Below are 26,488 nucleotides of genomic sequence, written 5' to 3'. Positions count from 1 at the left end.
GATCCGCCATCCTAGGATGGGTGCGCACCCGGCTCAGCGATCTCGTCAAGGAACGGCTGGGCACGTTCGGCCTCACGGCTCCCTCCATCGCGCAGTGCGCGGTCGGCTCGGCCCTCGCCTGGATCATCGCCATCGAGCTGCTCGGCCACCCCCGCCCCTTCTTCGCCCCCATCTCCGTGCTGATCTGCGTCGGCGTCGGACTCGGCCAGCGCCTGCGCCGGCTGGTCGAGCTGGTCGTCGGGGTCAGCCTCGGCGTCGGCGTGGGCGACCTGCTGGTGTCCTGGATCGGCTCCGGCGCCTGGCAGCTCGCGCTCGTCGTGGCGCTGGCGATGACCGTGGCGGTGCTGCTGAACAGCGGGGCGCTGTTCGTCGCGCAGGCGGGCTCGTCGGCGGTGCTGGTGGCCACGCTGGTGCCGGGCGAGGACGTGGGCGGCCTCGACCGGATGGCCGACGCGCTCACCGGCGGCATCGTGGGCATCGTGGCGGTGGCGTTGCTGCCCGCGAGCCCGTTCTCGATCGCGGCGAAACACCTGTCGGGGGTGCTCGACGCGCTGTCCACGGTGATGGAGCGGGCCGCGGAGGCCATCGAGAAGCGTGACGTGGAGCTGGCGGCCGAGGCGCTGGAGGAGGCGCGTGAGACGCAGGCCGCGGTGGAGGAGTTCGGGGCCGCGCTGGAGACCAGCAAGGAGATCACCATGATCTCGCCGCTGCACTGGCACCGCCGCGCCCGCCTGGCCCGCTACGAGACCGCGGCCGTGCCGGTCGACCTCGCGCTGCGCAACGTCCGCGTGCTGGTCAGGCGCACGCTGGCGTCGCTCGGCGAGGCGAGCCCGCCCCCTGCGGCGCTGGCCGAGGCGATGCGCGAGGTGTCGGAGGCGGCGCTGCTGCTGCAGCTGGAGCTGGGCGCGGGACGGGACCCGACGCTGGCCCGCCAGGCGCTGCTCGCGGTGGCCGCCAGGGAGCGCCCGCGCGGCCTGGGCTTCTCCGCGCACGTCATCATCGCCCAGCTGCGCTCGGTGGTGGTGGACCTGCTGCAGGCCACGGGCATGGAGCACGAGGAGGCCACGGCGGCGCTGACCCCGCTGGACGGCGAGCCGTCGCCCCGCCGCTAGCGGAGCCTGGGTGTGGCGCTCCCAGGAAGATCCCGCCTCTCGTGCGGCCCGCCACGTCCCGGCAGACTCCCTGTCAGGGGGCGGGAGGTCCGTCTCCGCTGATCGAGGGAGTGCGAACATGATCGGCAGAGTGCTGCTCACGCTGGGCGTCATGACCGCGATGGCGGCCTGCGCCGACGCGGGAACGCGCGGAAAGTCGAACGCGACGGCGCCGCATCCGCACGTCGGCATGTGGGTGACCGCCGACGGGCGGATCCGCCAGGAGCTGCGGGCCGACGGCCGGTACGAGGAGGAGCGCGACGGCCGCCCCAAGGCCTACACCGGCAGGTACACCGTCACGGGCGACCACATCGACTATTTCGACGACCTGGGCTTCACCGCGACGGGCGACGTGCGCGACGGCGTGCTCCACCACGAGCACCTGGTGCTCTACCGGGAGTGGTGACCCGCTCAGGCGGACAGCCGCTTGAGCCTGGCCACCGCCTCGTCGATCACCTCTTCCTTCTTGCAGAAGGCGAAGCGCACGAAGTGGCGGCCGCGCTCGGGGTGGTCGTAGAAGACCTGGGTGGGGATGGCGACCACGCCGGCCAGCTCGGGCAGGCGCCGGGTCAGCTCGAGCCCGTCGGTGAAGCCCAGCGGCCTGATGTCGGTCTGGACGAAGTAGGTGCCGGCCGGCCGCAGCACGGAGAACCCGGCCGCCGACAGCCCCTCCATGAGCCGGTCGCGCTTGTCCTGGAGGCCGGAGGCAAGGGCCGAGACCCAGTCCATCTCGTGCCGCAGCCCGTAGGCGACCGCGAGCTGCCACGGCGCGCTCGCCGTGAACGTGAGGAACTGCTTGACCGTCGAGACCGCCGTGACCAGGGCGGGCGGCGCGCAGACCCAGCCGGTCTTCCAGCCGGTGACCGAGAACGTCTTGCCCGCCGAGGAGATCATCACCGTGCGCTCGCGCATGCCGGGCAGCGTCGCCATGGGGATGTGCTCGACCCCGTCGAACGTGAGGTGCTCGTAGACCTCGTCGGTGATGGCGACGAGGTCGTGCTCCTGGCACAGCTCGGCGATGGCGGTCAGCTCGGCGCGGGTGAAGACGGTGCCGGTGGGGTTGTGCGGGGAGTTGACCAGGATCGCGCGGGTGCGCGGCGTGACGGCGGCGCGCAGCTCGTCGGGGTCGAAGGTGAAGCGGCCCTCGGCCGGCCGCAGGGTGACGGCCACCAGCTTGGCCTGGGCCAGGGCGATCGAGGCGGCGTAGGAGTCGTAGTAGGGCTCGAAGGCGATCACCTCGTCGCCGGGCTCGCAGAGCGCGAGCACGCTCGCCGCGACCGCCTCCGTGGCGCCGACCGTGACCAGGACCTCGCTGACCGGGTCGTACGCGAGCCCGTAGTGGGCCGCCCGGTGCTCGCTGACCGCCTGCCGCAGCTCCAGCACGCCGGGCCCTGGCGGGTATTGGTTGGCGCCCGCCCCGATGGCCTGCACCGCCCGGTCGAGCATCGCCGCGGGGCCGTCGGTGTCGGGGAAGCCCTGCCCGAGGTTGATCGATCCGGTCTGGACGGCGAGCGCGCTCATCTCCGCGAAAATCGTCGTGCCGAAGGCGCGCATCCTGGCAACAAGTGGTTCGGTCACGGCTCCACACTATTAGTCTCGTGCCGTGTTCATTCGGGTCGTGCTCGCCCTCGCCCTGTCCGCGCCGCCCGTCGTGACACCGGACCAGGCCGATCCCGGGCCCTGTCCGGTCCCCGTGCCCGCCGGCACGGTCTGCGGCTTCCTGGAGGTGCCCGAGCGCAGGGACTCCCCCGGCCGCACGATCCAGGTCGCGTACGCGGTGCGCCACTCGCTCGCCCCCGGCCGGCGGCCCGACCCGGTGGTGTTCATGGGCGGCACGCCGGCGATCCCGCTCATGGAAGAGCTGGCCGGGATGTTCCCCGAGCGTGACGTGGTGGCGCTCGACCAGCGCGGCGGCGGAGCGTCGCGGCCCGCCGTGGGGTGCCCCGAGACGGCGCAGGCGCTGCTCGGGCGGTTGCGCATGCCGCCGTCCGACGTGGGCGCCGCCGCCGTACGCTGCCGCGACCGGCTCGCCGCCCAGGGCATCGACCTGCGGGGCTACCGGACGGGCGAGATCGTGGCCGACGTGGTGGCGCTGCGCGGAATGCTCGGGTACGACGCATGGAACCTCGTCGGCGCCGGCCACGCCGCGCGCGTGATGGCGGCGGTGGCCGCGGCCGACCCCGCGGGCACGCGCTCCGTGGTGCTGGAGCCCCCGCCGGTGCTGGAGCCCCCGCCGGAGGACCCCGGGATCGTGCCGGCCCCGCTGGGGGACGCGTACGAGAGGGCGGTCGCCCGGCTGAACGCGCGGCCCGCCCGCGTGACGGCGCTCGACCCGCTGCTCGGCAGGGAGTTCGCGGCCCGGGTGAGCGGCCACGACCTGACCGCGCTGCTCGGCGCGGCGCCGCGCGACGCGGGCACGCCCGCGCTGGTCGACGCCCTGGCCGAAGGGCGAAACGAGCTGCTGCGCCCGCTCGTGGAGCGGCTGGGCGAGGAGCTGGCGGCCCGCGCGTCGGGGCCGTACCACGCCGTACGCTGCCAGGACGCGCCTCCCCCGGCCGGGTCGCCGCTCTTCACGGTCGGCGGCGACCAGGCGGTGTGCGACGCCTGGAACCTGCCCAGGGCCCCGGAGCCCGTCACCCTGGCGAGCACCGCGCCCCAGGCGCCCGTCCACGTCCTGCCCGCCGCCTTCCCCGGGGACGCCTGCGCCCGGCGCGCGGCCGCCGCGTTCGTCGCGGACCTCAGGCCGGCCGGTCCCTGCCCCGGAGCCCGGCCGGTCGAGCTGCACGTGACGGCGGCCCCGTACGCGATCGCGCGCACCCCCTGGCTGGCCGCGCCGTTCGGGATCTTCGCGCTGGCCTGCCTGATCCAGCTCGTCACGGCCGCGCTCAAGGGCCGGGCGCTGCCCGCGTACGGCGGCCTGGCGGGGGTGGCGTTCGCGGGCCTGACCGCCCAGTCCGTCCACGAGCTCGCCAAGGAGCACGGCGGCGCGCTGACCGTCGGCGTGCCCGCGATCACCGAGTGGTACGCGTGGCTCGCGGTCGTCTCCGCGGCGCTCACCGTGGCGGCACTTTTGCACAACCGCAAGTGGCCGCAGACGACCGCGGCCGCCATCTCGGGCGTATTCCTCGTATGGTGGTTCACCTGGTTCCTGTGACGCGCATCCGTGAGCTCGACGCCCTACGCGGCTTCGCGGTGGGCGGCATCATGCTGGTCAACACGTGGCAGCACACCGACAAGCAGCTGCGCGTGCCGCTCGACTGGACGATCGAGACGCTGTTCCAGAGCCGCTTCTACCCGATCTTCTCGATGCTGTTCGGCATCAGCTTCCTGCTGTTCCTGCGCGGCAACAGCCGGTGGGCGCTGCTCAGCCGGTTGTTCTGGCTGTTCTGCCTCGGCAAGGTGCAGCACGCCTTCTACGAGGGCGAGGTGCTGACCGACTACGCCTTCTTCGGGGCGCTGGTGCTGCTGCCCGCCTCGTTCCTGCCGGGCGGGCTGCCGGTGCTGCTGCTCGGCCTGGTCGTCACGGTGTGGGGGCTGATGGTGGGCGGCGGGGTGCTGCTGATCCCCGGGTTGTTCCTGCTCGGCATGGCGCTGTGGCGGTTGCGGCCGCCGCGCGAGCTGCTGCTGCCGGGGTTCGCGGTCACGGCGCTGGCGACGGCGCTGCTGACGGCGGCCGGGCGGATGACCGGCGACGGCCTGGTCTACAACCTGGCGGCGGTGACGGGGGCGGCGGCGTACTCGCTGGGCCTGCTGCTCGTGCTGCGCCCGCGCCTGTCGGCGGTGCTGGAGCCGCTCGGGAAGATGGCGCTGACCAACTACGTCACCGGGACCGCCGTGATCGTGCTGGCCCTGCCGCTGCTGAACGCCGACCCGACCCGCTGGTCGGTGCTCGCGCTGACGGCGGTGACGCTGGTCGCGCAGGTGCTGGTCAGCCGGTGGTGGCTGGGCCGATACCGGTACGGCCCGCTGGAGTGGGTCTGGCGGTGCCTCACCTTCTTCCGTCCCGTGCCCAACCGGCTAGAGTCGAATCGTGACCACCATCGCCCTCTGCCAGATCCCGGTCTCCCCTGACCCGTCCACCAATCTCAAGAGGGCCAGGGAGGCGCTGGCCGCCGCCGAGGGCGCCGACCTGGCGATCTTCCCCGAGGCCACGCTCACCCGCTACGGCCGCCGCATCACGAGTCTCGCCGAGCCGCTCGACGGTCCCTTCGTGACGGGTCTCGCCGAGTCGGCGCGCGCCCACGGGCTGGCGGTCATCGCCGGCACGTTCGAGACCGGCGGCGACCGTGTCCGCAACACGGCCGTGGCCATCGACGCGCGGGGCGCGATCACGGCGGCGTACCGGAAGATCCACCTGTTCGACTCGTTCGGCGCGAAGGAGTCCGATCTGGTCGAGCCGGGCGCCGAGCCGGTCGTGACCGAGCTGGCCGGGCTCAAGGTGGGGCTCATCACCTGCTACGACGTGCGCTTCCCCGAGCTGGCCAGGGCGCTGGTCGACAAGGGCGCCGAGATGTTCGCGGTGATCGCCGCCTGGGGTTCCGGGCCGCTCAAGGAAGACCACTGGATCACCCTGGTCAGGGCCCGCGCGCTGGAGAACACGATGTGGACCGCCGCCGTCGGCCAGGCGCCCAACCCGGCCGAGTCGTCCGACGGCTACGGCGTGGGCCGCAGCATGCTGGTCGACCCGCTCGGCGTGGTGCGCGCCGACCTCGGCACCGGCCCCGGCACCCGCCTGGTCGAGATCGACCACGAGTGGACCGCCACCGCCCGCGCCACCCTCCCTTGCCTCGAACATCGCGTTCTGTAACCGGGGAGTGGTCCATCCGGGGGTCAAGCGATCGTAAAGTAGACCCGTGAGCGGAACGCAGATGCAGAAGGTCGTCCCGCCGCGTCTGCTCGTGCCATATCTGTCGGGCAAGCGCACGGTCATATCGGGCTACGTCTACCGGGTGCAGGACTGCGTCCGGCTGACCACTCCCGAGGCGCTCTTCTACGGGCTCGACCTGTCCTTCGACGGCTCGGAGCTGTTCGCCGAGGTGCCGGAGCTCTATGTCATGCGCTGGCACGCGCGCGACGTCGACACCTACGCGGTGCCCTACGGGCCCCACATGGGCGGCGACTGGAGCGACGCGCCACCGTTCGCTGGCAACGGGTTCACCACGTCGTCCGAGCACGTCGTGCCCCAGTTCCACACCGTCCCGATGCCGATCCCGGCCGGGGCGCAGATCGTCCACGTGAGCGTCGAGGGCGAGCGGCCCTTCGCCGACTACGACGGGCTGACCTGGCGGCCCGCCGCATGAGCGACGAGATCACGCCCATCGCCTCGGGCTTCGTGGCCCGCTACGGCGAGCACACGCTGCCCGCCGCGCTCGGCCCCGACAGCGACCAGGTGGTGCTGTTCAGCGAGACGGAGCTGGAGGGCTTCGAGCCCGCGTCCGGCTACTGGCGGCGGGTGGTGCCGCGCTCGAAGGTGGAGTGGCTGGTGCTGATCCGCACCGTCGGCGCGTTCGGCGGCGAGCCGTGCATCGTGCTCGACGAGGACGACGACGGCCTGCACATCGCCTACACCGGCCACAGCGGGATGAAGGCCGAGGCGCTGGGCTACTGGATGGTCGATCACGGCGCCTACGAGGTCGTGGTGCCGCGCGAGGAGGTCTTCTCCATCCGCGTCGAGCGCATCCCGGTGCCCTGACGCCGGGAGGTCAGCGCGAGGTCAGCGCCAGCACGGGGCCAGCACGGGGTCAGCACGGGGTCAGCGGAGGTTGCGGTAGCGGGCGTGGCGGGCGGCCAGCCGCTCCTCCGGGCTCAGCCGCAGCAGGCCGGCGATCTCATACTCCAGCGCCCGCCCCACCCGCTCACAGAACCGGCGCGGCTCGTACGCGGCGTCGGGCAGCTCGGGCACGACCCGGTCCACGATGCCGTCGCCGCGCAGGTCGGTGGCGCGGATCCGCTGCGCCTGGGCGATCTCGGGGGCGAAGTCGACCGAGCGGTAGAGGATGGCGGAGGCGCCCTCGGGCGGCAGCGGCGACAGCCACGCGTGCTGCGCGCACAGCACCCGGTCGGCGGGCAGCAGCGCCAGCGCGGCCCCGCCGGCGCCCTCGCCGAGCAGCAGGCAGACCGTGGGCGCGTCGAGCATGACCAGCTCGGCCAGGCAGCGCGCGATCTCGGCGGCCAGCCCGCCCTCCTCGGCCGCCTTCGACAGGTCGGCGCCGGCGGTGTCGATCACGGTGATGAGCGGCAGGCCCAGCTCGGCGGCCAGCCGCATGCCGCGCCTGGCCACCCGCAGCCCGGCCGGGCCCAGCGGCGAGGTGGTGCGCTGGAAGCGGCGGTCCTGGCCGAGCACCACGGCCGGCGCGGTGCCGAACCTGGCCAGCGCGAGCAGCAGCCCCGGCTCGTTCTCGCCCTCGCCGGTGCCGCTGAGCGGGGTGACGTCGGTGGCGGCGAGCTTGAGCAGCGCGCGTACGCCTGGGCGGTCGTCACGCCGTGACCTGGTGATGGCCTCCCACGCCTCGACGGGCCGCAGGTCCTCCTCGGGCGGCTCGCCCGCGACCACGCCGGTACGGTCGTCGGCCAGCACCGACAGCGCCCTGATCGCCACCTCCCGCGCCTCCTCCGCCGAGACGACGGCGTCGAGCAGGCCCTTGCGGTGGAGGTTCTCGGCGACCTGCACCCCTTCGGGGAAGGGGTAGCCGTGCAGCGACTCGAACACCCGCGGCCCGAGGAACCCGATCAGCGCCCCCGGCTCGGCCGCCGTGACGTGCCCGAGCGACCCCCACGAGGCGAACACCCCGCCGGTCGTCGGATGCCGCAGGTAGACGACGTAGGGCAGGCCGACCGCGCGGTGGGCCTGGATCGCCGCGGTGATCTTCACCATCTGGACGAACGCCAGCGCGCCCTCCTGCATGCGCGTGCCGCCGGAGGCGGGCGCGGCCAGCAGCGGCAGCCGCTCGCGGGTGGCCCGCTCGATGGCGGCCACGAAACGCTCGGCGGCGGCCACCCCGATCGAGCCCGCCATGAACGAGAACTCGCACGCCGCGACCGCCACCCTGCGGCCGTCGAGCAGCCCTTCGCCGGTGATCACGGCCTCGTCGTAGCCGGACTTGACCCGGGCCGCGGCCAGCTCGTCGGCGTAGGAGGAGCCTGGCTCGGCCGGATCGGCGGGCGGCGCATCCCATGACTTCCACGACCCCCGGTCGAGGACCGTGTCAATCAGCGTGCGCGCGTCCGGTCGGCTCACTATCGCTCCCTAGATGTCTGCCAACGATGCAATGGTGACGCACGAGCGCCCTCGACGGTGCCACTGGACGCCGCTCATCGTTCGCGCTCCTCGAGCCAGGCCAGCACGGCGGGGCCGTCCTGGCCGAGCGCGGGCGGTGCGGTGTGCGTCATCGGGGGCTCGCCGTCGAAGCGCAGCGGCGGTCCCGGCAGCTCGATGGGGCCGAGCACCGGGTGATCGACCTGGACGACCAGGCCCTGCGAACGGGTCTGCTCCCACGTGTAGACCTCGTCGAGCGTCCTGATCGCGCCCGCGGGCACGCCGGCCGCGCTCAGCTCGGCCAGCCAGTGGGCGCGGTCGTGGGCGGCCAGCGCCTTCTCCATGTCGGCGATCAGCTCGTCGCGGTGCAGGAACCGGTCGCGGTTGGTGGCGTAGCGTGGCTGCTCGGCGTCGATGCCGAGGAGCGCGGCGACCTTGCGCCAGTGGGCCTCGTTGCCGGCGGCGATCTGCAGCATGCCGTCGGCGCAGCGGAAGGCGCCGTACGGGGTGATCGAGGAGTGGTGGTTGCCCGTGGGGGCGGCCACCTTCCCGCCGACCGTCCAGGCGGTGCCGTGGTAGGAGTGCACGCCGGTGACGGCGGCGAGCAGCGACGTGCGCACGACCCTGCCCGCGCCGGTCCGCTCGCGCTCGAAGAGGGCGGCGGCCACGCCGTACGCGCCGTGGATGCCGGCCAGCAGGTCCGCGATGGACGCGCCCACGCGGTAGGGCTCGCCGGCCGACGGGCCGGTCAGCGACATCAGGCCGGCCTCGCCCTGGGCGATCTGGTCGTAGCCCGGGCGGCCGCCCTCGGGGCCGTCGTGGCCGAAGCCGGTGATCGACAGGATGACCAGGCGGGGGTTGAGCTCGTGCAGCCGCTCGACGGGGAAGCCGAGGCGGTCGAGTACGCCGGTGCGGAAGTTCTCGACCAGGACGTCGCTGTGGCGGACGAGCCGCTCGATGAGCGTTTTGCCCTCGTCGGACTTCAGGTCGACGGCGATGGACTGCTTGTTGCGGTTGGCCGCCAGGAAGTACGTGGAGATGTCGTGATCCGGCCCGACGAACGGCGGGCCCCACCCGCGTGACTCGTCGCCGCCGTCCGGATGCTCGACCTTGATCACCCGGGCGCCCAGGTCGCCGAGCAACTGGGCGGCGTGCGGCCCCGCCAGCGCCCTGGACAGATCGAGCACGACGATGCCACCAAGGGGGCCACCAAGGGGGCCACCGAGAGGGCCGCTGAGAGGGCCACCGGGGGGACCATCGAGGGGTCCGAGCACGATCTCAACCTCCCATTGCGCGTTATGGGGCGAATGAACATTCTCGCAGGCGTCCACCCCCCTTCCTCTACCCTGGGTGCGGTGATCGGTCTGCCTGCCCGCATCGCCGCCCTGCCGCCGTCCTGCGGTCCCGTGCGGGTGGTCGCCGTCGACGGGCCCGCCGGGTCGGGCAAGACGACGTACGCGGGCCGGCTCGGCGCCCTGCTGGGCTGCCAGGTGATCGGCAGCGACGACTTCCCCGTGCCGTGGGAGGAGGGGCCGGGCGGGTGGTTCCACCTGCTGGAGTCGCAGGTGCTGCGGCCGCTCCAGCGCGGCCTGCCGGGCGGTTTCCGCAGGTACGACTGGGTGCGCGGGGTCTATGCCGAGCAGGTGTCCGTGCCGCCCGCGCCGGTGCTGGTGATCGAAGGAGTCGGTACGGCGCGGGCGTCGGCGGCCGGGATGCTGGCGTACACGGTGTGGATGGAGGCCGACGACGCCGAGCGGCTACGGCGGGTGCTGGAGCGCGACGGGCCTGAGCTGGAGCCGCGCTGGCGCGAATGGTTCGCGGCCGAACGCGCCTGGTTCGCGGCCGACCGTACGAAGGAACGCGCCGACCTCGTCATCAGGACGTGAGATGGGCGACGTCGTTGAAGCGGACCAGCTCGCCCGCCCGCCACACCGACACCGACCCGTTCAGCACCGGCGCGAACGCCAGCACCGCCGACAACTCCGTGTCGGGCCGCCCGCCGAGCACGTGACGCAGCCCCAGCACCACGGAGTCGTGCGCGACGATCAGCACCCGCCGCCCGTCGGCCCGCCCGCCCAGGTCATCGGCCAGGAACGCACGGAGCCTGACCGTCACGTCGGCGAGTGACTCCCCGCCGGGCGGCCGGAAGGCGTAGGCTCCGGCGGCCTCCCGTCGCGCCAGCTCGTCAGGGAACCGCTCGCGCAGCGCGGCCAGGTTGCGCCCGGCGAACGCGCCCTGCTCCTGGTCCCTCAGCCGGTCGTCCACGACGACGGGCGGCGGCGCCGCGCCCCACGTCTCCTGAGCGATCCGCCACGTGTCGCGGGCCCGCCGGTAGGGCGAGCAGCACACCAGCTCGGGCGCCTCGTCGTGCGGCAGCGCCGCCAGCAGCCGGCCGAACGCCGCCGCCTGTGCCCGCCCCAGCTCGGTCACCGTCACCTCGTCGTCGCCGCGCTCGTAGACCAGCGGCCGGTCGCCCGCGAGCCGATGGGCGAGATTGGCCTCGCTCTCGCCGTGCCGCACGGCCATGATGACGGACGGTCGCATACCGCCATCCTCACACGAGCCGGCTCCGGGGGTGATCGTATGGTGAGCTCATGGTTTCTGTCGCAGTTCTCGGAACGGGGCTCATGGGGCTGCCCATGGCCCGCAACCTCGTCAAGGCCGGCCTGCGGGTCACGGTGTGGAACCGCACGCTCGACAAGGCCAGGCCGCTGGAGGCCGACGGCGCCACCGTGGCCGGGTCACCGGCGGAGGCGGTCGAAGGCGCGGACGTGATCGTGACCATGCTCAGCGACGGCGACGCGGTGCACGAGGCCGTCACCGCCGCCGCGCCCGGTCTGCGGGCCGGTCAGGTGTGGGCGCAGATGAGCACGGTCGGCGTCGCGGCCGTGGGGCGGCTGGCGGCGCTGGCCGGGCGGCACGGGCTGACGTTCGTGGACGCGCCGGTGCAGGGCACCAAGCAGCCCGCCGAGCAGGGCAAGCTGGTCATCCTCGCGGCCGGTCCCGAGCCGGCCAGGCAGGTCCTGGAGCCGGTGTTCGGCGCGGTCGGTCAGCGTACGCTCTGGCTCTCCGGCGACGGCGCCGACGGCGCGGGCACCCGGCTCAAGATGGCCACGGTCAGCATCGGCATCTCCATGACCGCCGTCGTGGCCGAGGCGCTCGCCCTGGCCAAGGGGCTCGGGCTGGACCCCGACCTGGTCCGGCAGGTGATCTCGGGCGGGCCGATGGACAGCCCGTACTTCCAGGCCAAGTCGAAGGCCATCCTGGAGGGCGACTTCACGCCGTCGTTCTCGGTGCGCAACGCCGAGAAGGACACCCGCCTCATCGCCGAGGCGGGCGAGTCCGCCGGGGTGCGGCTCGACGTGGTGGCCGCCTCGGGCGAACGCTTCCGCCGCGCCGAGGCGCAGGGCCACGGCGACGAGGACATGGCCGCCACCTACTTCGCCAGTTCCTGAGCCCCGGCCACCACGACCGGCCGGGAGGCGGGTCAGCGGCCGGGGCGCGGGGTCAGAGGTCGTCCACCTCGGCGTGGCTGCGGCCGCCGGAGAGTTTGGCGTAGCCGGGCCCGCGGTCGAAGAAGCGGTCGGCCGGAGGACGCAGGCGGGCGCGCAGCTCGGCCGTGGCCTGCTCGTCGATGCGGTCGCCGTCGAGCACCACGCCGTAGTCGCCGAGCGCGCCCGCGATCGACACCTTCCCGTCGCGCACGTCGGCCGCCACCGCCCGCGGGTCCCTGTCGTACGGGGAGCCCCATCCGCCGCCCCCGGTGGTGCGGATCCTGATCAGCTCACCGGCGAGGACGGGATGGTCGTCCACCAGCCCCTCCATCTCCCGGCCCGCGATCTCGACGCGGAACGGCCGCCCTGCCAGCCCGCCGTTGACGCCCCAGCAGGACAGGATCGACCGGTCGGCGATCGACATGTAGGAGGCGTTGCGCAGCATCCTGATGTGCTTGTCGTAGCCGAGCCCGCCCCTGAACATGCCGGGCCCGCCGGAGTCGCAGGCCAGCCCGAGCCGTTCGACCCGCAGCGGCCAGCGGGCCTCGGCGAACTCGACGGGGATGTTGCGCGAGTCGGGCACCACGTGGATGGTGTCCTCGCCGTCGGCGTACCAGCGCCCGCCCGAGCCGCCGCCGAGCACCTCGCGCATCAGGTAGGGGACGCCGTCGGCGTCCACGCCGTGCACGCCGGTGTAGCGGATGGTCTCCTGGTCGGCCGGCATGCGGCCGCCGGTGGCCTTGGCCAGCACGCCGGCCAGCACGCCGAGCAGGCGCAGGATGACGAAGGTGCGGGCGTTGGTCGGGGCCGGGAAGATCGGGGTGAGCAGCGTGCCCTTCTCGGGGAAGACCATCGTGATCAGCGGCACGACGCCCTCGTTGACCTCCAGCTCGGCCATGCGCTCGGGGGTGTCGGCGAGGTTGCGCAGCACGGGCGCGAGCCACTTCTTCAGGAACACGCCGTCGGCGTAGTCGCCCGCGTGGTTGATGGGGCCCTTGGCCTGCGGCGAGGTGCCGGTGAAGTCGATGGTGAGCGGGGAGCCGGCGGCGTGGTCCACGGTGAGCGTGATGCGCTGGGCGTGCAGGCGCGGCTCGTCCACGCCGTCGTGCTCGGCGTAGTCCTCCCACACGTACGTGCCCTCGGGGATCTTCGCCAGCAGCTCCCTGCGGAACGTCTCGGTGGTCTTGCCGATGATCGCGTCGAAGCACTCCTCGACGGCCTGCCTGCCGTAGCGCTCGAACAGCTCGCCGAGCCTGCGCGCGCCCATCAGGCAGGCCGAGCACTCGGCGTCGAGGTCGCCGGCCAGCGAGTCGGGCATGCGGGAGTTGCGGGTCATGATGCGCAGCGCGGCCTCGTTGGGCACGCCCTGGTCGCGCAGCTTGATCGGCGGCACCATGAGGCCCTCTTCGTACACCGAGCGGGCGTGGGAGGGCATGGAGCCCGGCACCGCGCCGCCGATGTCGTCGTGGTGGCCGAACGCCTGCACGAACGCGACCACCTCGCCCTCGTGGAAGACGGGCACGGTGACGCACAGGTCGGGCAGGTGGCCGATGCCGCCTTCCGACAGGTAGACGTCGTTGTGGAAGTAGACGTCGCCGGGCTTCATCGTCTCGATCGGGAAGTCGCGGACGACGGGCTGGACGAGCGCGCTGTAGGAGCGGCCGGTGAGCTTGCGCAACCGGGCGTCGTGGATGCCGGCGCGGAAGTCGTGGGCGTCGCGGATCATCGGCGAGCGGGCCGTCCGCGCGATCGCGGTCTCGACCTCCTTCTCGACGGAGGCGAGCGTGCCCTCGACGATCTCCACCAGGATCGGATCAGTCACGACTTATCTCCACATTTCCGTATTCATCGACCTTGGCGGTGAAGCCCGGGTGGACGGGGATCGTGGAGCCGTACTCCTCGATCACCGCCGGGCCCGAGACGGTCGCGCCGGGACCGAGCGCGGCGCGCTGGTGGATCGGGGTGTCGCGGGTCTCGTCGAAGTGCACGGGACGCACCGACGTGGCCCCTGGGCCCGGCTTGCCCAGGCGCGGGATGACCGGGCGGGTGATGGGCCCGATGCCGGAGACGCGCAGGTTGACCCATTCGACGCCGTGGCGGGGGTCGTCGCGGTAGGCGTAGCCGTAGAGCTTCTCGTGGGCGTCGTGGAAGCGGGAGACGACCTCCTCGTGCCAGGACTCGTCGATCTCGCCGGCCGGGGCGGGCACCCGCACCTCGTACGCCTGGCCGAAGTAGCGCAGGTCGGCGCTGCGCTGGTGGACCGGCTCGGAGAAGCCCTCGCGGTCGAGGGCCTCGGCGGCCTGATGCTCCAGGTCGTGGAAGATCTCGACGGCCTTGCCGAGCGAGAGGTCGCGGGTGACGTACGTACGGACGTAGTCGTTCTTGACGTCCACCGTGAGCAGCCCGAACGCCGAGACGTTGCCCGGGCCGCGGGGCACGACGACCGACGGGAGCCCGAGGATGTCGATCAGCCGGCACGCCAGCAGCGGCCCCGACCCGCCGAACGTCACCAGCGGGAAGTCCCGCACGTCCAGCCCCCGCTTGACGGTGAGCCTGCGGATCGCGTTGCTCTGGTTGAACGCGCTGATCTCCAGGATCCCGGTCGCGGTGCGCTCGGGCGTGAGCCCCAGCTTGTCGGCCAGCGCCTCGATGCCGCCGCGCGCGGCGTCCACGTCGAGCGGGATCTCCCCGCCCAGCAGGTGCGGCGGGATGCGGCCGAGGAAGACGTGCGCGTCGGTCACCGTCACCTCGGTGCCGCCCTTGCCGTAGCAGAGGGGGCCGGGGTCGGCGCCGGCCGAGCGGGGGCCGACCTTCAGCGTGCCCTCGGGCGAGATCCAGGCGATCGAGCCGCCGCCCGCGCCGACGGTGACGATGTCGATCATCGGGATCTTGCAGGGGTAGCGGCCGATCGTGCCCTCGGTCGTGATGGACGGCTCGCCGTCGATCACCACGGCCACGTCGGTCGAGGTGCCGCCGCCGTCGAGGGTGATCACCGAGGTGTGGCCCGCCGTGCCGGCGAGCAGCGCCGCTCCCAGCGCGCCGGCCGCCGGGCCGGACAGGACCGTGGTGATGGGCTGGTTGACGACCTCGCGGGCCGACAGCACGCCCCCGTTCGACTTCATCACGGAGAACGACCTGCCGAGGCGGCCGGACAGGTTCGCGAGGTAGCCGCGCATGGCCGGTTTGACGGCCGCGTCCACGAGCGTGGTGACCGAGCGCTCGTACTCGCGGTATTCGCGCAGCACGTCGCTGGAGAGCGAGACCACCGCCTCGGGGTGCTCGCGGGCCAGCACCTCGCGCATCCGCCGCTCGTGCTCGGGGTTGGCGTAGGAGTGCAGGAAGCAGACCCCGATCGCGGTGATGCCCTTGGCGCGGAACCAGCGGGCCACCTCGACGGCCTGCTCCTCAGCGAACGGCCGTACCTCCGCGCCCAGGTGGTCGAGCCGCCCGCCGACGGTCTTCACCAGGTGCACGGGCACGATCCGGGGCGGCTTGACCCAGAAGTAGGAGTTGCCGTAACCGTCGGGCACGCTCTGCCTGGCGATCTCCAGGACGAACTCGAAGCCCTCGGTCGTGATGAACCCGAGGCTCTCGATGCGGTCTTCGAGCAGCCGGTTGGTGGCCACCGTGGTGCCGTGGACGATCGAGGCGACCTCCAGCTCACCCAGCTTGCCGAGCCCGGCCATGAAGCCGTCGGCCGGGTTCGCCGGGGTCGAGGGGGTCTTCGTGGTGAGGATCTCACCGGTCTGCTCGTCCACCGCCACGACGTCGGTGAACGTGCCTCCGGTGTCCACTCCGATACGGACGCTACGCATGGGCTCCTCAGCTCCGGCGCCGGCCGAGCACTTCGTCGATGACTCGGGGCGCGTTCTCCGTGCCGACGTACGCGGCCAGGCGCACCACCATCTCCTGGGACCTGGCGAGTTCCGCCTCGACCCTGGCCTTCCCCGACTGGCCCGCCTGAACTCCGAAATAAGCGCCGATGATGGTGCCGATCACCCCCGCCACGCCGGCGAACAGCACACCGAACTCGGCACTGGCGAACACGGCCGCGCCGAAGGCGGCGAGGATCGCGACGATGCCCGCCACGACGACGAGGAAACCGTAGCGCCAGCGGGTGGCGTCGGCTTGGGCCGGTGAGAGGTCATCCTGCGTCATCATGGCGTCGAGCGAGGCTGGTTTGTCGGTGACCACAGATTTTCCTCCTGTAACTCGTGGGGAGAAATGTCCCACGAGGTCATGGAACAAGCCAAGCCACTAAGCTGACGGCCCGTGACTGATCTGTCTGCCTTGTCGCCAGCGCCGTCGGGCGCCAGAGATGCCGTGCTGAAGTTCTACTTCGGGCCCATGGACTGCGGGAAGTCCACTCTGGCGCTGCAGATGAACTACAACCACGCGCGGCAGGGCAGGCGGGGCCTGGTGCTGACCAAGCACGACCGCTCGGGCGAGCCGCAGGTCACCAGCAGGATCGGGCTCGGGCGCGAGGCGATCGAGGTGGAGGACGGCCTCGATCTGGTCGCGCTGGTCACCGCGTACGACCGCGTCGACTACCTGATCTGTGACGAGGCCTGCTTCTACACCGTCGAGCAGATCGAGCAGCTCGCCGACCTCGTGGACGAGCACGGCGTGGACGTCTACGCGTTCGGGCTGGCGTCGGACTTCCGCTCGGTCATGTTCCCCGCCGCGCAGCGGCTGTTCGAGCTGGCCGACGAGGTGTCACGGCTCCAGGTCGAGGTGCTGTGCTGGTGCGGGCGTCCCGGGCAGCTCAACGCCCGCGTCGTGGGCGGGACGATGGTGCGTACGGGCGAACAGGTCGTGATCGGCGACACCGACGACGCGCCGGTGCGCTATCAGGTGCTCTGCCGCCGCCACCACCGCGCGGGCCGGCTCGGGGAGGGCTCTCACGTCGCCCGCCACGGCGCACGACCCGCACTAAGCGGTCAGACCGCGCAGGTCCCGTCGTCGCAGCCGTCGGCGGGCGCGGCGAGCTGAGTGATCGGGGTCTGCCCGGTCCGCTCGGCCACCTCGTCGATGGCGGCGGCGAAGGCGTCCTCAGGCTGCGCGCCAGACACGGCGTACTTGCCCTCGAACAGGAACAGCGGCACCCCGCTGATGCCCAGTGAGCGCGCCCTGGCGAGCTGCTCGCGGACCTCGCCGGCGCCCTCGCCGGTGTCGGTGACACCCGCGTCGGCCGCCAGTTCGGCCAGCACGGCGGGGTCACCGACGTTGCGGCCCTCGGTGAAGTACGCGCGGAACAGCCGCTCGGCCATCTCCTTGCCGCGCCCCTGCCGGGTGGCGACCTCGATGAGCCGGTGCGCCTCGAACGTGCCGGCGCTGATGGCCTGGTCGTAGCGGAGCTCGAGCCCGTCCTCCGCGGCGACGCCGACGACGCGGTCGATCATCTGCGTGGCGTTGGGGCCGAACTTGCGCTGCATCGCCGGGATCACCGGCTCGCCGTCGCTGGAGGCGTCGGGGTCGAGCTGGAACGGGCGCATCGTCACCTCGATGGTGCCGCCCTTGGCGCGGAACCGCTCGGCGGCCCTGTCGAACCTGGTGTGCCCGATGTAACACCAGGGGCACACGACATCAGAAAAGATCTCGACCTTCATGTCGGTCCACAACCGCCTGCGGACCTGCCTGATTCCTGATTCATCCGGCGGCCAGCTCCTCCAGCCGGTACGTCAGGTACGCCGAGTCGTCCACCAGCGCCGACGCCCCCCGCCACCAGCCGAACCACTCGCCGCTGCGCCACATCCAGTCGACCCGCTCGATGGCGGCCACCACGTCGCCGACCGTCCGCCACTGCTCGCCGAGCTGCTCGCGGGTGGCGCCGTGGCGCACCGCCCAGGCCCGCAGGATGCCGGCCGCCGAGGCGGAGACCTCGCGCGCGTAGGGGTCGGGGTCCTCGCCGGGCAGCCGGTGCGGCCCGAGCCCGGCCGCGACCCCCCAGCTCCACTGCGCCTCGGCGGGCCGGGAGTAGCGCAGGGAGTGGAAGTCGAGGTTGGAGCCTAGGTCGCCGTCGGCGCGCCGGGTGACCACCGCGTCGAGCCTGCCTCCGGCGTCGAAGTGCACGACGAGCCGCTGCCCCGGCTTGACGCCGGGCGGCAGCGCGAAGCGGTCCTCGGCCTGCCAGGAGTTGAGGTCGACCTGCGCGGCGGGGACACCCCACAGCTGGTCGGCGGCGTCGTCGGCGATCCAGGCGGCGAGCATCTCCAGGGCGGTGAGGTCGGTCCACGGCTCGATGGCGACGGCGGTGCGCACGACCTCGTCGGGGGGCGGCAGCTTCCCGCCGCGCGGCCTGCCCCACCACTGCTCGCCCAGCTCGCGGGTGCCGACCAGCAGCGCCGCGAGGGCGGCCAGCTCGGCCGAGCGCCGGGTGAGCTGGGCGCCGCGGGCCAGCTCGAGCGTGCGCTCGGTGCGCTCGTCACCGAGCAAGGAACGCACGTCGCCGATCAGCCGTTCGGCCGTGGGCCGCTCCTCGCCGAGCAGGTTGCGTACGACTCGCCTGGCCTCGGTACGTGCGTCTTCAGCGTGTGCCTGCCGCATACTCGCCACGCTACGCCGGGAGATCCTTTTCCGCGAGAGTCCAGGAGGCAGGCGCCGTCAGGCGCGGCGCCTGGTGCCCCGCCCGAGGAGCCAGCCGAGCGTCACGCCGGCCAGCGCCACGCCGGCGCCGGTGCCGAACGCGGCCAGCATCACCCACGGCCTTGTCTCGGTGCGGGGCGCGCGGGGCCGCTCGTAGACGGCGGCGGGAGCGGCGTCCGTGAGGCTCCGCGCGTCCGTGAGGGCCCCCGCGTCCGTGAGGGGCGCGGCGTCCCGCGCGGGCGCGACGGCCGGAACCGGGGCGCACAGGTGCTGCTCGACGGCGGAGAAGAACTCCTGGGCGGTGCGCTTGGCCACCGAGCCCAGCATGCGCTGCCCGACGCCGCCGATCATGCCGCCGATGACCGCCTCGGCGTCGTAGTCGACCCTGGTGCCGCCGTCGGCCTCGCTGAGCCGGACCTGCACGGTCGCGTCCACGGTGCCGGGCGCGCCCTGCCCGCGCGCCTTGAGCGTGAAGCGCTCGGGCGGCAGCGGATCGGACAGCGCCACCTCGCCCTGGTAGACGCCCTTGACGGAGGCCACGCCCGCGTTGACCGTCATCCGGTACGTGTCAGGACCGCACTCCTCCAGCCGCTCGCACCCAGGGATGGTCCGCACCAGCACGGCGGGGTCGCGGAACGCCGCCCACAGCCGGTCCCTGTCCACCTCGATCACGACACTGCCCGCCACGTTCATGTCGCCACTCTAAGCAGCCGGAGCCTTTCGGCTTAAGGGCAACACCTGCCAGACGCGGACCGGCCGGTCGATCATGCCTGGCAAGATTGTGTGGCTATGAGCGGGAAGCGGCGGGCGCGGGCGAAGTCGGGCGTGACGGCGGGCGTGACGGCGGGTGTGGTGTGCGCCCTGGCGCTGGCCGCCTGCGGGCCGGGCGGCGCGCCCAAGGAGTCCGCCGCGCCGAAGGAGCAGCCCACGGTGTCCGCGACGCCGAGCCCGACCAGGCCGCAGGGCCCGCCCGGGGTCAGGCCGCGCAAGGGCGAGGTACGCCGGATCACCCGCACCGGCGACCTGCCACCGGTGATCAGCTCCATCCCGACCAGGCGCAAGGTCGTCTTCCTCACCATCGACGACGGCTGGGAGCAGGATCCCGGCTTCGTCCAGCAGATCCGCGACGAGCGCATCCCTGTGACGGCCTTCGCCATGCGCGACGCGGTGGAGGCCAAGGGCACGCCGGACCAGGCGGGCGGCGAGGCGCGCTACGTCGGCGCCGGCAAGTGGGGATATTTCCGCCAATTGCGTGACGCCGGGGTGGCCGTCGAGAACCACACGCTCACCCATCCCAACCTCCGCCTCCTCGGCCGCGCCGCCCAGCGCAAGGAGATCTGCGGCACGACCCAGCTGATCAAGAAGGAGATCGGGACGCGGCCGGCGTTGTTCCGCCCGCCGTTCGGCAACTACAACACCGACACACTGCTGGCGGCCAAGAGCTGCGGCGTGCGGGCCGTACTCCTGTGGACGGCGACCGTGCAGCCGGGCGGGAAGATCGCCTACCAGGTGCCGGACAAGCGGTTGCGTCCGGGCGACATCCTGCTCCTGCACTTCCGCCCCAACCTGGCCAGGGACTTCCGCATCCTGGTGAAGAAGATCAAGCGCCGCGGTTACGCCCTGGGCAACCTCCAGGCGTACCTGGAGGCCGCCGACCCGCGCTGAGGTCCGCCTCGGGACGTAGGGGACGATCCGTCGCGCGGGTGACGCGCATCCCCGCCCCAGCAGGCCATTCTCGAAGCTCGGCAACCAGCACCAACGGGATGTGACGAACGTCGCACCCCATTGCTCTACAGCTTGTAGTACTACTTCAAGTAGATGTACTACAGCTTGTAGAGCGACGATTTTTCGGCGGGGATGATGGACGCACTAGACCTGGCGCGGTGGCAGTTCGGGGTGACCACCGTGTACCACTTCCTGTTCGTGCCCCTGACCATCGGTCTCGGGATCTTCGTGGCCGGCCTGCAGACGGCCTGGCACCGCACGGGCAAGGAGCACTACCTCAAGCTGACCAAGTTCTTCGGCAAGCTGTTCCTGATCAATTTCGCCATGGGCGTGGTCACCGGCATCGTGCAGGAGTTCCAGTTCGGGATGAACTGGAGTGAATACTCCACCTTCGTGGGCGACGTCTTCGGCGCCCCGCTGGCCATGGAGGCACTGCTGGCCTTCTTCATGGAGTCCACGTTCCTCGGCCTGTGGATCTTCGGCTGGGACCGGCTGCCGAAGAAGGTGCACCTGGCCTGCATCTGGGCGGCGGCCATCGGCTCGAACCTCTCCGCCTACTTCATCCTCGCCGCCAACGCCTGGATGAAGCACCCGGTCGGCTACGAGGTCGTGGACGGCAAGGCCAGGATGACGGACCTGTGGGCGGTGCTCACCAACTCCACGGCGATGGCCCAGGTGCCGCACGTGATCGGCGGCGCGTTCGTGGTGGCGGGCGGCTTCGTGCTGGCGGTCTGCGGCTACTGGCTGCTGCGCACACGTGGCACGCAGGCCGCCGCCATGTGGCGCGGCGCCGCCCGGGCCGCGCTGCTGATGACCGCGCTCGCGGGCGCGGTGGTCGCGGGCACCGGCGACATGTCCGCCAAGCTCATGTACGAGCAGCAGCCGATGAAGCTGGCCGCCGCCGAGGGGCTGGAGCGCGACACGGCGGGCGCGGCGTTCAGCGTCGCCCCCGGCATCGAGATCCCCAAGGTGCTGAGCTTCCTCGCCACCAACGACCCCGACGCCGTCGTCGCCGGCACCGAGGACCTGCAGCGCCGCTTCGAGGAGCAGTTCGGCCCCGGCGACTACCGCCCCAACGGCCCCGTCGTGTTCTGGTCGTTCCGGGTGATGATCGTCTTCGGCATGGCCACCGTCGGCCTGTCGGTGCTCGGGCTGTGGCTGACCAGGCGCCGCCGGGGCTTCCCCACGTGGCTGTCGAAGGCGCTGCTGCTCGCGCTGCCGCTGCCGCTGGCCGCGGTGATCGCCGGCTGGCTGCTCAGCGAGATCGGCCGCCAGCCGTGGACGGTCGCCGGCGAGCTGCTGACCGCCGCCAGCGTCTCACCCGGCGTGACGCTGGCCGAGGTGGCCACCTCCCTGGCGATCTTCACGCTCGTGTACGGCGTCTTCACCGTGGCCGAGGCCGTGCTGCTGGCCAGGCACGTACGCAAGGGCGTCGAGGAGCCGGCCCCCGAGCCCGCGGCCGAGCGGCGCGAGCCGCAGCTCATGTACTGAGCCCGTGTGACGAGTTGAGGAGCTTCCCGTGATCGAGTTGTGGTTCGCCGTCATCGCCTTCCTGTGGACCGGCTACTTCGTCCTCGAAGGCTTCGACTTCGGGGTCGGCATGCTGGCCCCGGTGGTCAGCAGGAACGCCGCCGAGCAGCGCGCCAGCCTGCAGACCATCGGCCCGGTGTGGGACGGCAACGAGGTGTGGCTGATCACCGCGGTCGGCGCCATGTTCGCCGCGTTCCCCGCCTGGTACGCCGGTGTGTTCAGCACGTTCTACCTGCCCGTGACGCTGATCCTGGTCGGGCTGATCCTGCGCGGGCTCGGCCTGGAGTGGCGGAGCAAGGTCGCCAACCCGGCCTGGTGCGACCTCGCGGTCGTGGCGGGCAGCGCGCTGCCGGCGTTCCTGTGGGGCGCGGTCTTCGCCGGCCTGCTGTTCGGCGGCCTGCTCGCGGCCCTGCTCGGCGGCGCGTTCACGCTGGCCGTGTGCGTCCTGCACGGCGCGGTGTTCCTGGCACTGAAGACCACCGGCCAGGTACGCCGCCGCGCCAGGACCGCCGCGCTCGCCGCTGCCGGCGTGACGCTGCCGGTGGCCGTGTTCGCCCTGTCGGGCCTCGGCACCGGCCCCGCCCTGGCCGCGATGGCGGCGCTGGCCGCGGCCACGGCGCTGATCTGGCGGCGCAGGGAGGGATGGGCGTTCGGCGCGACGGCCGCCGCGATCGTGCTGACCACGCTGGCGGTCTTCATGGAGCTGCGGCTGCGCCCGCTGCCCGGGCTCACGCTGGCCGAGGCCGCGTCGGGGCCGTACACGCTGACCATGCTGAGCTGGATCGGGCTGATCGCCCTGCCGTTCGTGCTGGTCTACCAGGGGTGGACGTACTGGGTGTTCAGGAAGCGGGTCCTGGTGCCGGCTAGCTGACCCGCGCCTCCTTCGTCAGGTGCAGGTCGCCGCCGAGCCGCTCGTGCAGCAGGTCGAGCACCTGCCGGCCGGCCAGCACCGTCCACAGCCTGCCCGCCAGGTACGGGTTCTTCTCCGGCGCGGCGTCCATCCAGGCGTCCTTGCCTGCCTGGCTGGCGAAGGTCGTGACGAAGAACTCGCCGTCGGGGGTCTTGCAGTAGCCGGTACGGATCTCCGGCGCGTCCACCTGCATCCGGGGCGCGCAGCCGACCTTGGCGGCCAGTTGCTCGACGGTGACGGGGGCGGCGCCGGCCCGCTGCGCGCTCGCCGTGACGTAGCCGCCGACGCTCCCGGAGGAGCAGCCGGCGACCAGTCCGGCCAGCAGCGCGAGAGCGGCCAGACGTGGAAATGTCGTCATGTGCAGAGGTACGCACCTGCGGGGAACCAGGTTCAGAACCCACCGGTCACTTGGGCGCGGGGGTCTGGGAGACACGGTGGTCGGTCAAATGGAGGTCGCCGTTGAGCGGGCCCTTGAGCACCTCCAGGACCTTCAGCGGCCCGAGCACCGTCCACTTGGGCCCCACGAGGTGCGGGTTGTACTCGGGCGCCTCGTTCATCCAGGCGTCCTTGAGCTTCTCGGTCTTGAAGGTGTTGACGAAGAACTCGCCGGCGTCCGTCTTGCAGAACGCGGTCCTGACGTCCTCGGCCTCGACCTGCATCTTGGGCTTGCAGCCGACCTTCTCCGAGATCTGCTCGACGGTCATCGGCTTGGGAGTGGCCGGCTCCGCCCCGTCTGCTGCGACGTAGTCGTTCCAGCCGCCTCCTGAGGAGCAGCCGGCGACCAGTCCGGCCAGCAGCGCGAAAGCGGCCAGACGTGGAAATGTCGTCATGTGCGAGGGTACGCAGCGCCGCCGCCTCCGGTTCACCCGGATCGGCCGCCTCCTGCGGTGCGCAATGTGTGGAGGTCGGACGGGGAGATCGGCATGCGGTCGATCGGGATGCCCTCGGCGTCCTCGACGGCCGAGGCGATGACCGCCGACACCGGGATCACGCCCGCCTCCCCCGCCCCCTTGACGCCGAGCGGGTTGAGCGGCGACGGCGTCTCCAGGTGGCCGGTCTCGACGCGGGGGATCTCGGTCGCGTACGGCATGAGGAAGTCCATGAAGGAGGCGTTCACCAGCTGGCCGTACTGGTCGTAGACCATCCGCTCGTACAGCGCGCCGCCGATGCCCTGGGCGACGCCGCCGTGGATCTGCCCCTCGACGATCATCGGGTTGATGAGCCGCCCGCAGTCGTGCACCACGGCGTACCTGACGACCTTGATCTCGGCGGTGTCGGGGTCGGTCTCCACGATGGCGGCGTGCATCCCGGCCGCGAACGTCGAGCGGATCGGCGAGTAGTAGTCGCGCCCCTCCAGGCCGGGCTCCTCGCCCTCGGCGACCGGCGGCTTGTCCGGGTCGGCGGCGCCGGAGAACTGGGTGGCCTTGGCGGCCTCCTCGTCGAAGGCGTACCTGAGCGGGTTGGCGAGCACGGCCACCGTGGACAGCGGGATGGACGCGGACGGCGTGCCGGCGACGTGCACGAGCCCGTCGGTGACGGTCAGGTCGGCGGGGTCGGCCTCCAGGGCGTCGGCGGCGATGCGCAGGGCCTTCTCGCGGACCTTCCTGCACGCCAGGGCGATGGCGTTGCCGCTGACGACGGCGGCCCTGGAGGCGAAGGTGCCGACCGCGTACCCGAAACGGCGGGTGTCGCCGGTGACCACGCTGACCCGCTCGATGGGCACGCCCAGCTCGGCGGCGGCGATCTGGGCGAAGGCCGTCTCGTGGCCCTGCCCCTGCGAGGTGAGGCCGGTGGAGACGTGCACCCGGCCGTCGGAGGTGATCTGCACGTGCCCGCCCTCGTACGGGCCGACGCCGGTGCCCTCGACATAGCAGCCGATGCCGATGCCGCGCCCAGGGCGGCGTTCGAAGGAGTCCCAGCCGATCAGCTCCTTGATCATGCGGAGCATCTCGGGATAGTTCCCGCTGTCGTAGATGAGCGGCCGGCCGTCCTGGAAGGTCATCCCCTGGTCGTACGGGAACTCGTCGGGCTGGATGAAGTTGACCGCCCGCACCTGCGTGCGGTCCTTGCCGAGATGCCGCGCGATCTTGTCGAGCGTGCGCTCCATGCAGAACACGCCCTGCGGCCTGCCCGCCCCGCGATAGGGCGTGACCTGCACGGTGTTGGTGTAGACGGCGGTGAACTCGACGCGGTACGCCCCCGGCTTGTACGGCCCGAGCAGCTGCGTCGAGGTGACGATCGGGACGATGATCCCGTACGGCGTGTAGGCCCCGTGGTCGTGCAGGATGCTCACGTCGAGGCCCAGCACGCGCCCGTCGTCGTCGAACCCGACCCGCACGTGCTGCACCTGCGCCCGCTCGTGCGCCGACGACACGAAGTGCTCGCGGCGGTCCTCGGCCCACTTGATCTCGCGGTGCAGCGTCATGGCCGCCCACGGCACCAGGATCTCCTCCGGCCACGGGTGCACGATCTTCACGCCGAAGCCGCCGCCCACGTCGGGCGCGATCACCTCGACCTGCGGCAGCGGCAGGCCGAGCGCGGCGGCCACGGCCATCCTGACGCTGGTCGAGGTCTGGGTGCTGGAGTAGACGCGCAGGTCGCGGCCGTCCCAGCGGGCGTACACGCCGCGGCCCTCCAGCGGCATGCTGGCGCTGCGCTCGATGTCGAGCCGGAAGGACAGGGTGTGCGGCGCGCCCTCGATCGCCTCTCCTGCGCCCCGGCCGTCGGTGGCCGGGACCTCCTGGACGAGGTGGGCGCCGACGTTGCCCGGCACGTCCTCGTGCACGAGCTGCGCCCCCTGCACGGCCTCCGCCAGGCCGACGACGGGCTTCAGCGGCTCGTAGTCGACCTCGATGAGCGCGCAGGCGTCCTCGGCCGCGTAGCGGTCGGCGGCCACCACCATGACCACGGGCTCGCCGACGTGCCTGACGACGTCCCTGGCCAGCGGGTAGGCGGTGCGGCCGTGGGTGAGCGCCGGGTGCGGGATGAGCAGCGGCAGCGGCCGTCCGACGCGCTCCGGCAGGTCCTCCCACGTGTAGATGGCGACCAGCCCGTCCACGTCGAGCGCCGCCGAGACGTCGACGTCGCGGATGCGGGCGTGCGCGTGCGGCGAGCGCACGAATGCCGCCGCCAGCGCGTCCTGCCCGAGGTCGTCGAGGTAGCGGCCCTGGCCGGTGAGCAGCCGCGGGTCCTCCCTGCGCGCCACCGGCTCGCCGAGCCACCGCGTCGTCATGCCTCCTCCGCCAGCAGCTCGGCGGCCCGGTGGACGGCCTTGACGATGTTCTGGTAGCCGGTGCAGCGGCACAGGTTGCCGGAGATGCCCTCGACCACCTCCTCGTCCGTCGGCGCCGGGTTGTCGCGCAGCAGCGCCGTCACCGTGCACAGGAAGCCCGGGGTGCAGAAGCCGCACTGCAGGCCGTGGCACTCGGCGAAGGCCCGCTGCACCGCCGACAGCCGCCCGTCCTCCCCTGCCAGGCCCTCCACGGTGGTCAGCTCGGCGCCGTCCACGGTCACCGCGAACGTCAGGCACGAGCGCACCGGGCGGCCGTCGAGCAGCACCGTGCAGCAGCCGCAGACGCCGTGCTCACAGCCGACGTGCGTCCCGGTGAGGCCCAGGTCGTGCCGCAGGCAGTCGGACAGCAACCGCCGCGCGGGCACGCGCGCCCGGCGGGCCGTGCCGTTCACGACCAGCGTGATCTCGTGCGTCGCGCTCGCGTCCGCCGTGCTCGCGTCCGCCGTGCTCGCGTCCGCCGTGCTCGCGTGCGGCGTGCCCGCGAGTCCGGTGCTCACGTGCGCCGGGCTCTCGTGAGCCCTCGCCTCGTGCTCTGTGCTCTCGTGC

At 72.5% G+C, this 26,488-nt stretch carries 27 protein-coding genes; 13 read left to right on the top strand and 14 right to left on the bottom strand.

The genetic code is table 11. The annotated features are described in order from the left end of the window. Nucleotides 1-20 precede the first annotated feature (20 nt). Both AB0K18_RS46605 and AB0K18_RS46600 read left to right on the top strand, forming a co-directional pair. Nucleotides 21-1,112: an FUSC family protein gene (locus tag AB0K18_RS46605; RefSeq protein WP_364928452.1), complete on the top strand. Its 1,092-nt coding sequence runs from the start codon at nucleotides 21-23 to the stop codon at nucleotides 1,110-1,112. 118 nt (nucleotides 1,113-1,230) lie between these two features. Next, nucleotides 1,231-1,557, top strand: coding sequence for an Atu4866 domain-containing protein (locus tag AB0K18_RS46600; protein ID WP_364928449.1), 327 nt, complete (start codon nucleotides 1,231-1,233; stop codon nucleotides 1,555-1,557). Between the two features lie 5 nt (nucleotides 1,558-1,562). On the opposite strand, the gene AB0K18_RS46595 is transcribed toward AB0K18_RS46600, so the two are convergent. After that, nucleotides 1,563-2,729, bottom strand: a complete 1,167-nt coding sequence (locus AB0K18_RS46595; RefSeq protein ID WP_364928447.1) for a pyridoxal phosphate-dependent aminotransferase — start codon at nucleotides 2,727-2,729, stop codon at nucleotides 1,563-1,565. Nucleotides 2,730-2,754: 25 nt separating this feature from the next. On the opposite strand from AB0K18_RS46595, the gene AB0K18_RS46590 reads away from it, so the two are divergent. Genes AB0K18_RS46590 through AB0K18_RS46570 form a run of 5 tightly spaced genes read left to right on the top strand, consistent with a single transcriptional unit; the run spans nucleotide 2,755 to nucleotide 6,843 of the window. Further along, nucleotides 2,755-4,305 carry a hypothetical protein gene (locus AB0K18_RS46590; protein ID WP_364928444.1) on the top strand — a complete coding sequence of 517 codons (1,551 nt, stop codon included), beginning with the start codon at nucleotides 2,755-2,757 and terminating at the stop codon, nucleotides 4,303-4,305. Then, nucleotides 4,302-5,222: a DUF418 domain-containing protein gene (locus AB0K18_RS46585; RefSeq protein ID WP_364928441.1), complete on the top strand. Its 921-nt coding sequence runs from the start codon at nucleotides 4,302-4,304 to the stop codon at nucleotides 5,220-5,222. Before AB0K18_RS46590 ends, AB0K18_RS46585 begins: the two co-directional genes overlap by 4 nt. Then, on the top strand, nucleotides 5,182-5,958 hold the full coding sequence (locus AB0K18_RS46580; RefSeq protein ID WP_364928438.1) for a carbon-nitrogen hydrolase family protein: 777 nt from the start codon (nucleotides 5,182-5,184) through the stop codon (nucleotides 5,956-5,958). Before AB0K18_RS46585 ends, AB0K18_RS46580 begins: the two co-directional genes overlap by 41 nt. Before the next feature lie 46 nt (nucleotides 5,959-6,004). Then, entirely contained in the window at nucleotides 6,005-6,451 is a 447-nt protein-coding gene (locus AB0K18_RS46575) for a hypothetical protein (protein ID WP_364928435.1), read from the top strand. Beyond that, on the top strand, nucleotides 6,448-6,843 hold the full coding sequence (locus AB0K18_RS46570) for a hypothetical protein (RefSeq protein WP_364556540.1): 396 nt from the start codon (nucleotides 6,448-6,450) through the stop codon (nucleotides 6,841-6,843). Before AB0K18_RS46575 ends, AB0K18_RS46570 begins: the two co-directional genes overlap by 4 nt. A 60-nt stretch (nucleotides 6,844-6,903) precedes the next feature. On the opposite strand, the gene AB0K18_RS46565 is transcribed toward AB0K18_RS46570, so the two are convergent. Continuing rightward, entirely contained in the window at nucleotides 6,904-8,388 is a 1,485-nt protein-coding gene (locus AB0K18_RS46565; RefSeq protein ID WP_364928432.1) for a carboxyl transferase domain-containing protein, read from the bottom strand. 74 nt (nucleotides 8,389-8,462) lie between these two features. Beyond that, nucleotides 8,463-9,599, bottom strand: coding sequence for a CoA transferase (locus AB0K18_RS46560; RefSeq protein ID WP_364928504.1), 1,137 nt, complete (start codon nucleotides 9,597-9,599; stop codon nucleotides 8,463-8,465). Nucleotides 9,600-9,761: 162 nt separating this feature from the next. Between AB0K18_RS46560 and AB0K18_RS46555 the strand changes: the two genes are divergently transcribed. Further along, nucleotides 9,762-10,292 (top strand): hypothetical protein, encoded by a 531-nt coding sequence (locus AB0K18_RS46555; protein WP_364928429.1) that lies wholly within the window; start codon nucleotides 9,762-9,764, stop codon nucleotides 10,290-10,292. On the opposite strand, the gene AB0K18_RS46550 is transcribed toward AB0K18_RS46555, so the two are convergent. Further along, complete coding sequence (locus AB0K18_RS46550; protein ID WP_364928426.1) at nucleotides 10,282-10,950, bottom strand: histidine phosphatase family protein; 669 nt, start codon at nucleotides 10,948-10,950, stop codon at nucleotides 10,282-10,284. The two genes, AB0K18_RS46555 and AB0K18_RS46550, sit on opposite strands and share 11 nt — an antisense overlap. Before the next feature lie 50 nt (nucleotides 10,951-11,000). Between AB0K18_RS46550 and AB0K18_RS46545 the strand changes: the two genes are divergently transcribed. Further along, nucleotides 11,001-11,861, top strand: coding sequence for an NAD(P)-dependent oxidoreductase (locus tag AB0K18_RS46545; RefSeq protein WP_364928423.1), 861 nt, complete (start codon nucleotides 11,001-11,003; stop codon nucleotides 11,859-11,861). A 52-nt stretch (nucleotides 11,862-11,913) separates the two neighbouring features. Here AB0K18_RS46545 and AB0K18_RS46540 read toward each other — a convergent pair whose 3' ends face one another. From AB0K18_RS46540 to AB0K18_RS46530, 3 genes are read right to left on the bottom strand one after another with little or no spacing between them, the layout of a single operon-like run. After that, nucleotides 11,914-13,722 (bottom strand): hydantoinase B/oxoprolinase family protein, encoded by a 1,809-nt coding sequence (locus tag AB0K18_RS46540; RefSeq protein WP_364928420.1) that lies wholly within the window; start codon nucleotides 13,720-13,722, stop codon nucleotides 11,914-11,916. Beyond that, nucleotides 13,715-15,715, bottom strand: a complete 2,001-nt coding sequence (locus tag AB0K18_RS46535) for a hydantoinase/oxoprolinase family protein (RefSeq protein ID WP_364928417.1) — start codon at nucleotides 15,713-15,715, stop codon at nucleotides 13,715-13,717. The genes AB0K18_RS46540 and AB0K18_RS46535 overlap by 8 nt, the downstream gene beginning before the upstream one ends. Before the next feature lie 7 nt (nucleotides 15,716-15,722). After that, nucleotides 15,723-16,094 (bottom strand): hypothetical protein, encoded by a 372-nt coding sequence (locus tag AB0K18_RS46530; RefSeq protein ID WP_364928413.1) that lies wholly within the window; start codon nucleotides 16,092-16,094, stop codon nucleotides 15,723-15,725. Nucleotides 16,095-16,172: 78 nt separating this feature from the next. Between AB0K18_RS46530 and AB0K18_RS46525 the strand changes: the two genes are divergently transcribed. Continuing rightward, nucleotides 16,173-16,892 (top strand): thymidine kinase, encoded by a 720-nt coding sequence (locus tag AB0K18_RS46525; protein WP_364928410.1) that lies wholly within the window; start codon nucleotides 16,173-16,175, stop codon nucleotides 16,890-16,892. Here the strand turns inward: AB0K18_RS46525 and AB0K18_RS46520 are convergent. From AB0K18_RS46520 to AB0K18_RS46510, 3 genes are read right to left on the bottom strand one after another with little or no spacing between them, the layout of a single operon-like run. Continuing rightward, entirely contained in the window at nucleotides 16,841-17,509 is a 669-nt protein-coding gene (locus tag AB0K18_RS46520) for a DsbA family oxidoreductase (protein ID WP_364928408.1), read from the bottom strand. The two genes, AB0K18_RS46525 and AB0K18_RS46520, sit on opposite strands and share 52 nt — an antisense overlap. 40 nt (nucleotides 17,510-17,549) lie before the next feature. Further along, a complete protein-coding gene (locus tag AB0K18_RS46515; protein WP_364928405.1) occupies nucleotides 17,550-18,446 on the bottom strand; it encodes a hypothetical protein in 897 nt (298 codons plus the stop codon). A gap of 57 nt (nucleotides 18,447-18,503) precedes the next feature. Continuing rightward, nucleotides 18,504-19,178, bottom strand: coding sequence for a carbon monoxide dehydrogenase subunit G (locus AB0K18_RS46510; protein WP_364928402.1), 675 nt, complete (start codon nucleotides 19,176-19,178; stop codon nucleotides 18,504-18,506). A gap of 96 nt (nucleotides 19,179-19,274) precedes the next feature. Between AB0K18_RS46510 and AB0K18_RS46505 the strand changes: the two genes are divergently transcribed. The 3 genes from AB0K18_RS46505 (at nucleotide 19,275) to cydB (ending at nucleotide 22,611) form a co-directional block, all read left to right on the top strand. Next, a complete protein-coding gene (locus AB0K18_RS46505; RefSeq protein ID WP_364928401.1) occupies nucleotides 19,275-20,150 on the top strand; it encodes a polysaccharide deacetylase family protein in 876 nt (291 codons plus the stop codon). Between the two features lie 195 nt (nucleotides 20,151-20,345). Further along, nucleotides 20,346-21,701, top strand: a complete 1,356-nt coding sequence (locus AB0K18_RS46500) for a cytochrome ubiquinol oxidase subunit I (RefSeq protein ID WP_364928501.1) — start codon at nucleotides 20,346-20,348, stop codon at nucleotides 21,699-21,701. A 28-nt stretch (nucleotides 21,702-21,729) separates the two neighbouring features. Beyond that, nucleotides 21,730-22,611 carry a cytochrome d ubiquinol oxidase subunit II gene (gene cydB / locus AB0K18_RS46495; RefSeq protein WP_364928399.1) on the top strand — a complete coding sequence of 294 codons (882 nt, stop codon included), beginning with the start codon at nucleotides 21,730-21,732 and terminating at the stop codon, nucleotides 22,609-22,611. Here the strand turns inward: cydB and AB0K18_RS46490 are convergent. The 4 genes from AB0K18_RS46490 to AB0K18_RS46475 are packed head-to-tail and all read right to left on the bottom strand — an operon-like array spanning nucleotide 22,604 to nucleotide 26,346. Continuing rightward, nucleotides 22,604-23,008: a hypothetical protein gene (locus AB0K18_RS46490; protein ID WP_364928396.1), complete on the bottom strand. Its 405-nt coding sequence runs from the start codon at nucleotides 23,006-23,008 to the stop codon at nucleotides 22,604-22,606. The genes cydB and AB0K18_RS46490 overlap by 8 nt on opposite strands. 46 nt (nucleotides 23,009-23,054) lie before the next feature. Next, nucleotides 23,055-23,480 carry a hypothetical protein gene (locus AB0K18_RS46485; RefSeq protein WP_355431170.1) on the bottom strand — a complete coding sequence of 142 codons (426 nt, stop codon included), beginning with the start codon at nucleotides 23,478-23,480 and terminating at the stop codon, nucleotides 23,055-23,057. Between the two features lie 32 nt (nucleotides 23,481-23,512). Further along, entirely contained in the window at nucleotides 23,513-25,882 is a 2,370-nt protein-coding gene (gene cutA / locus AB0K18_RS46480) for an aerobic carbon-monoxide dehydrogenase large subunit (RefSeq protein ID WP_364928393.1), read from the bottom strand. Then, entirely contained in the window at nucleotides 25,879-26,346 is a 468-nt protein-coding gene (locus AB0K18_RS46475; protein ID WP_364928499.1) for a (2Fe-2S)-binding protein, read from the bottom strand. The genes cutA and AB0K18_RS46475 overlap by 4 nt, the downstream gene beginning before the upstream one ends. Nucleotides 26,347-26,488 lie beyond the last annotated feature (142 nt).

This window comes from Nonomuraea sp. NPDC049421, assembly GCF_040677005.1.
Taxonomy (GTDB): domain Bacteria; phylum Actinomycetota; class Actinomycetes; order Streptosporangiales; family Streptosporangiaceae; genus Nonomuraea; species Nonomuraea salmonea.
This window is presented reverse-complemented; position numbering and strand designations above follow the sequence as displayed.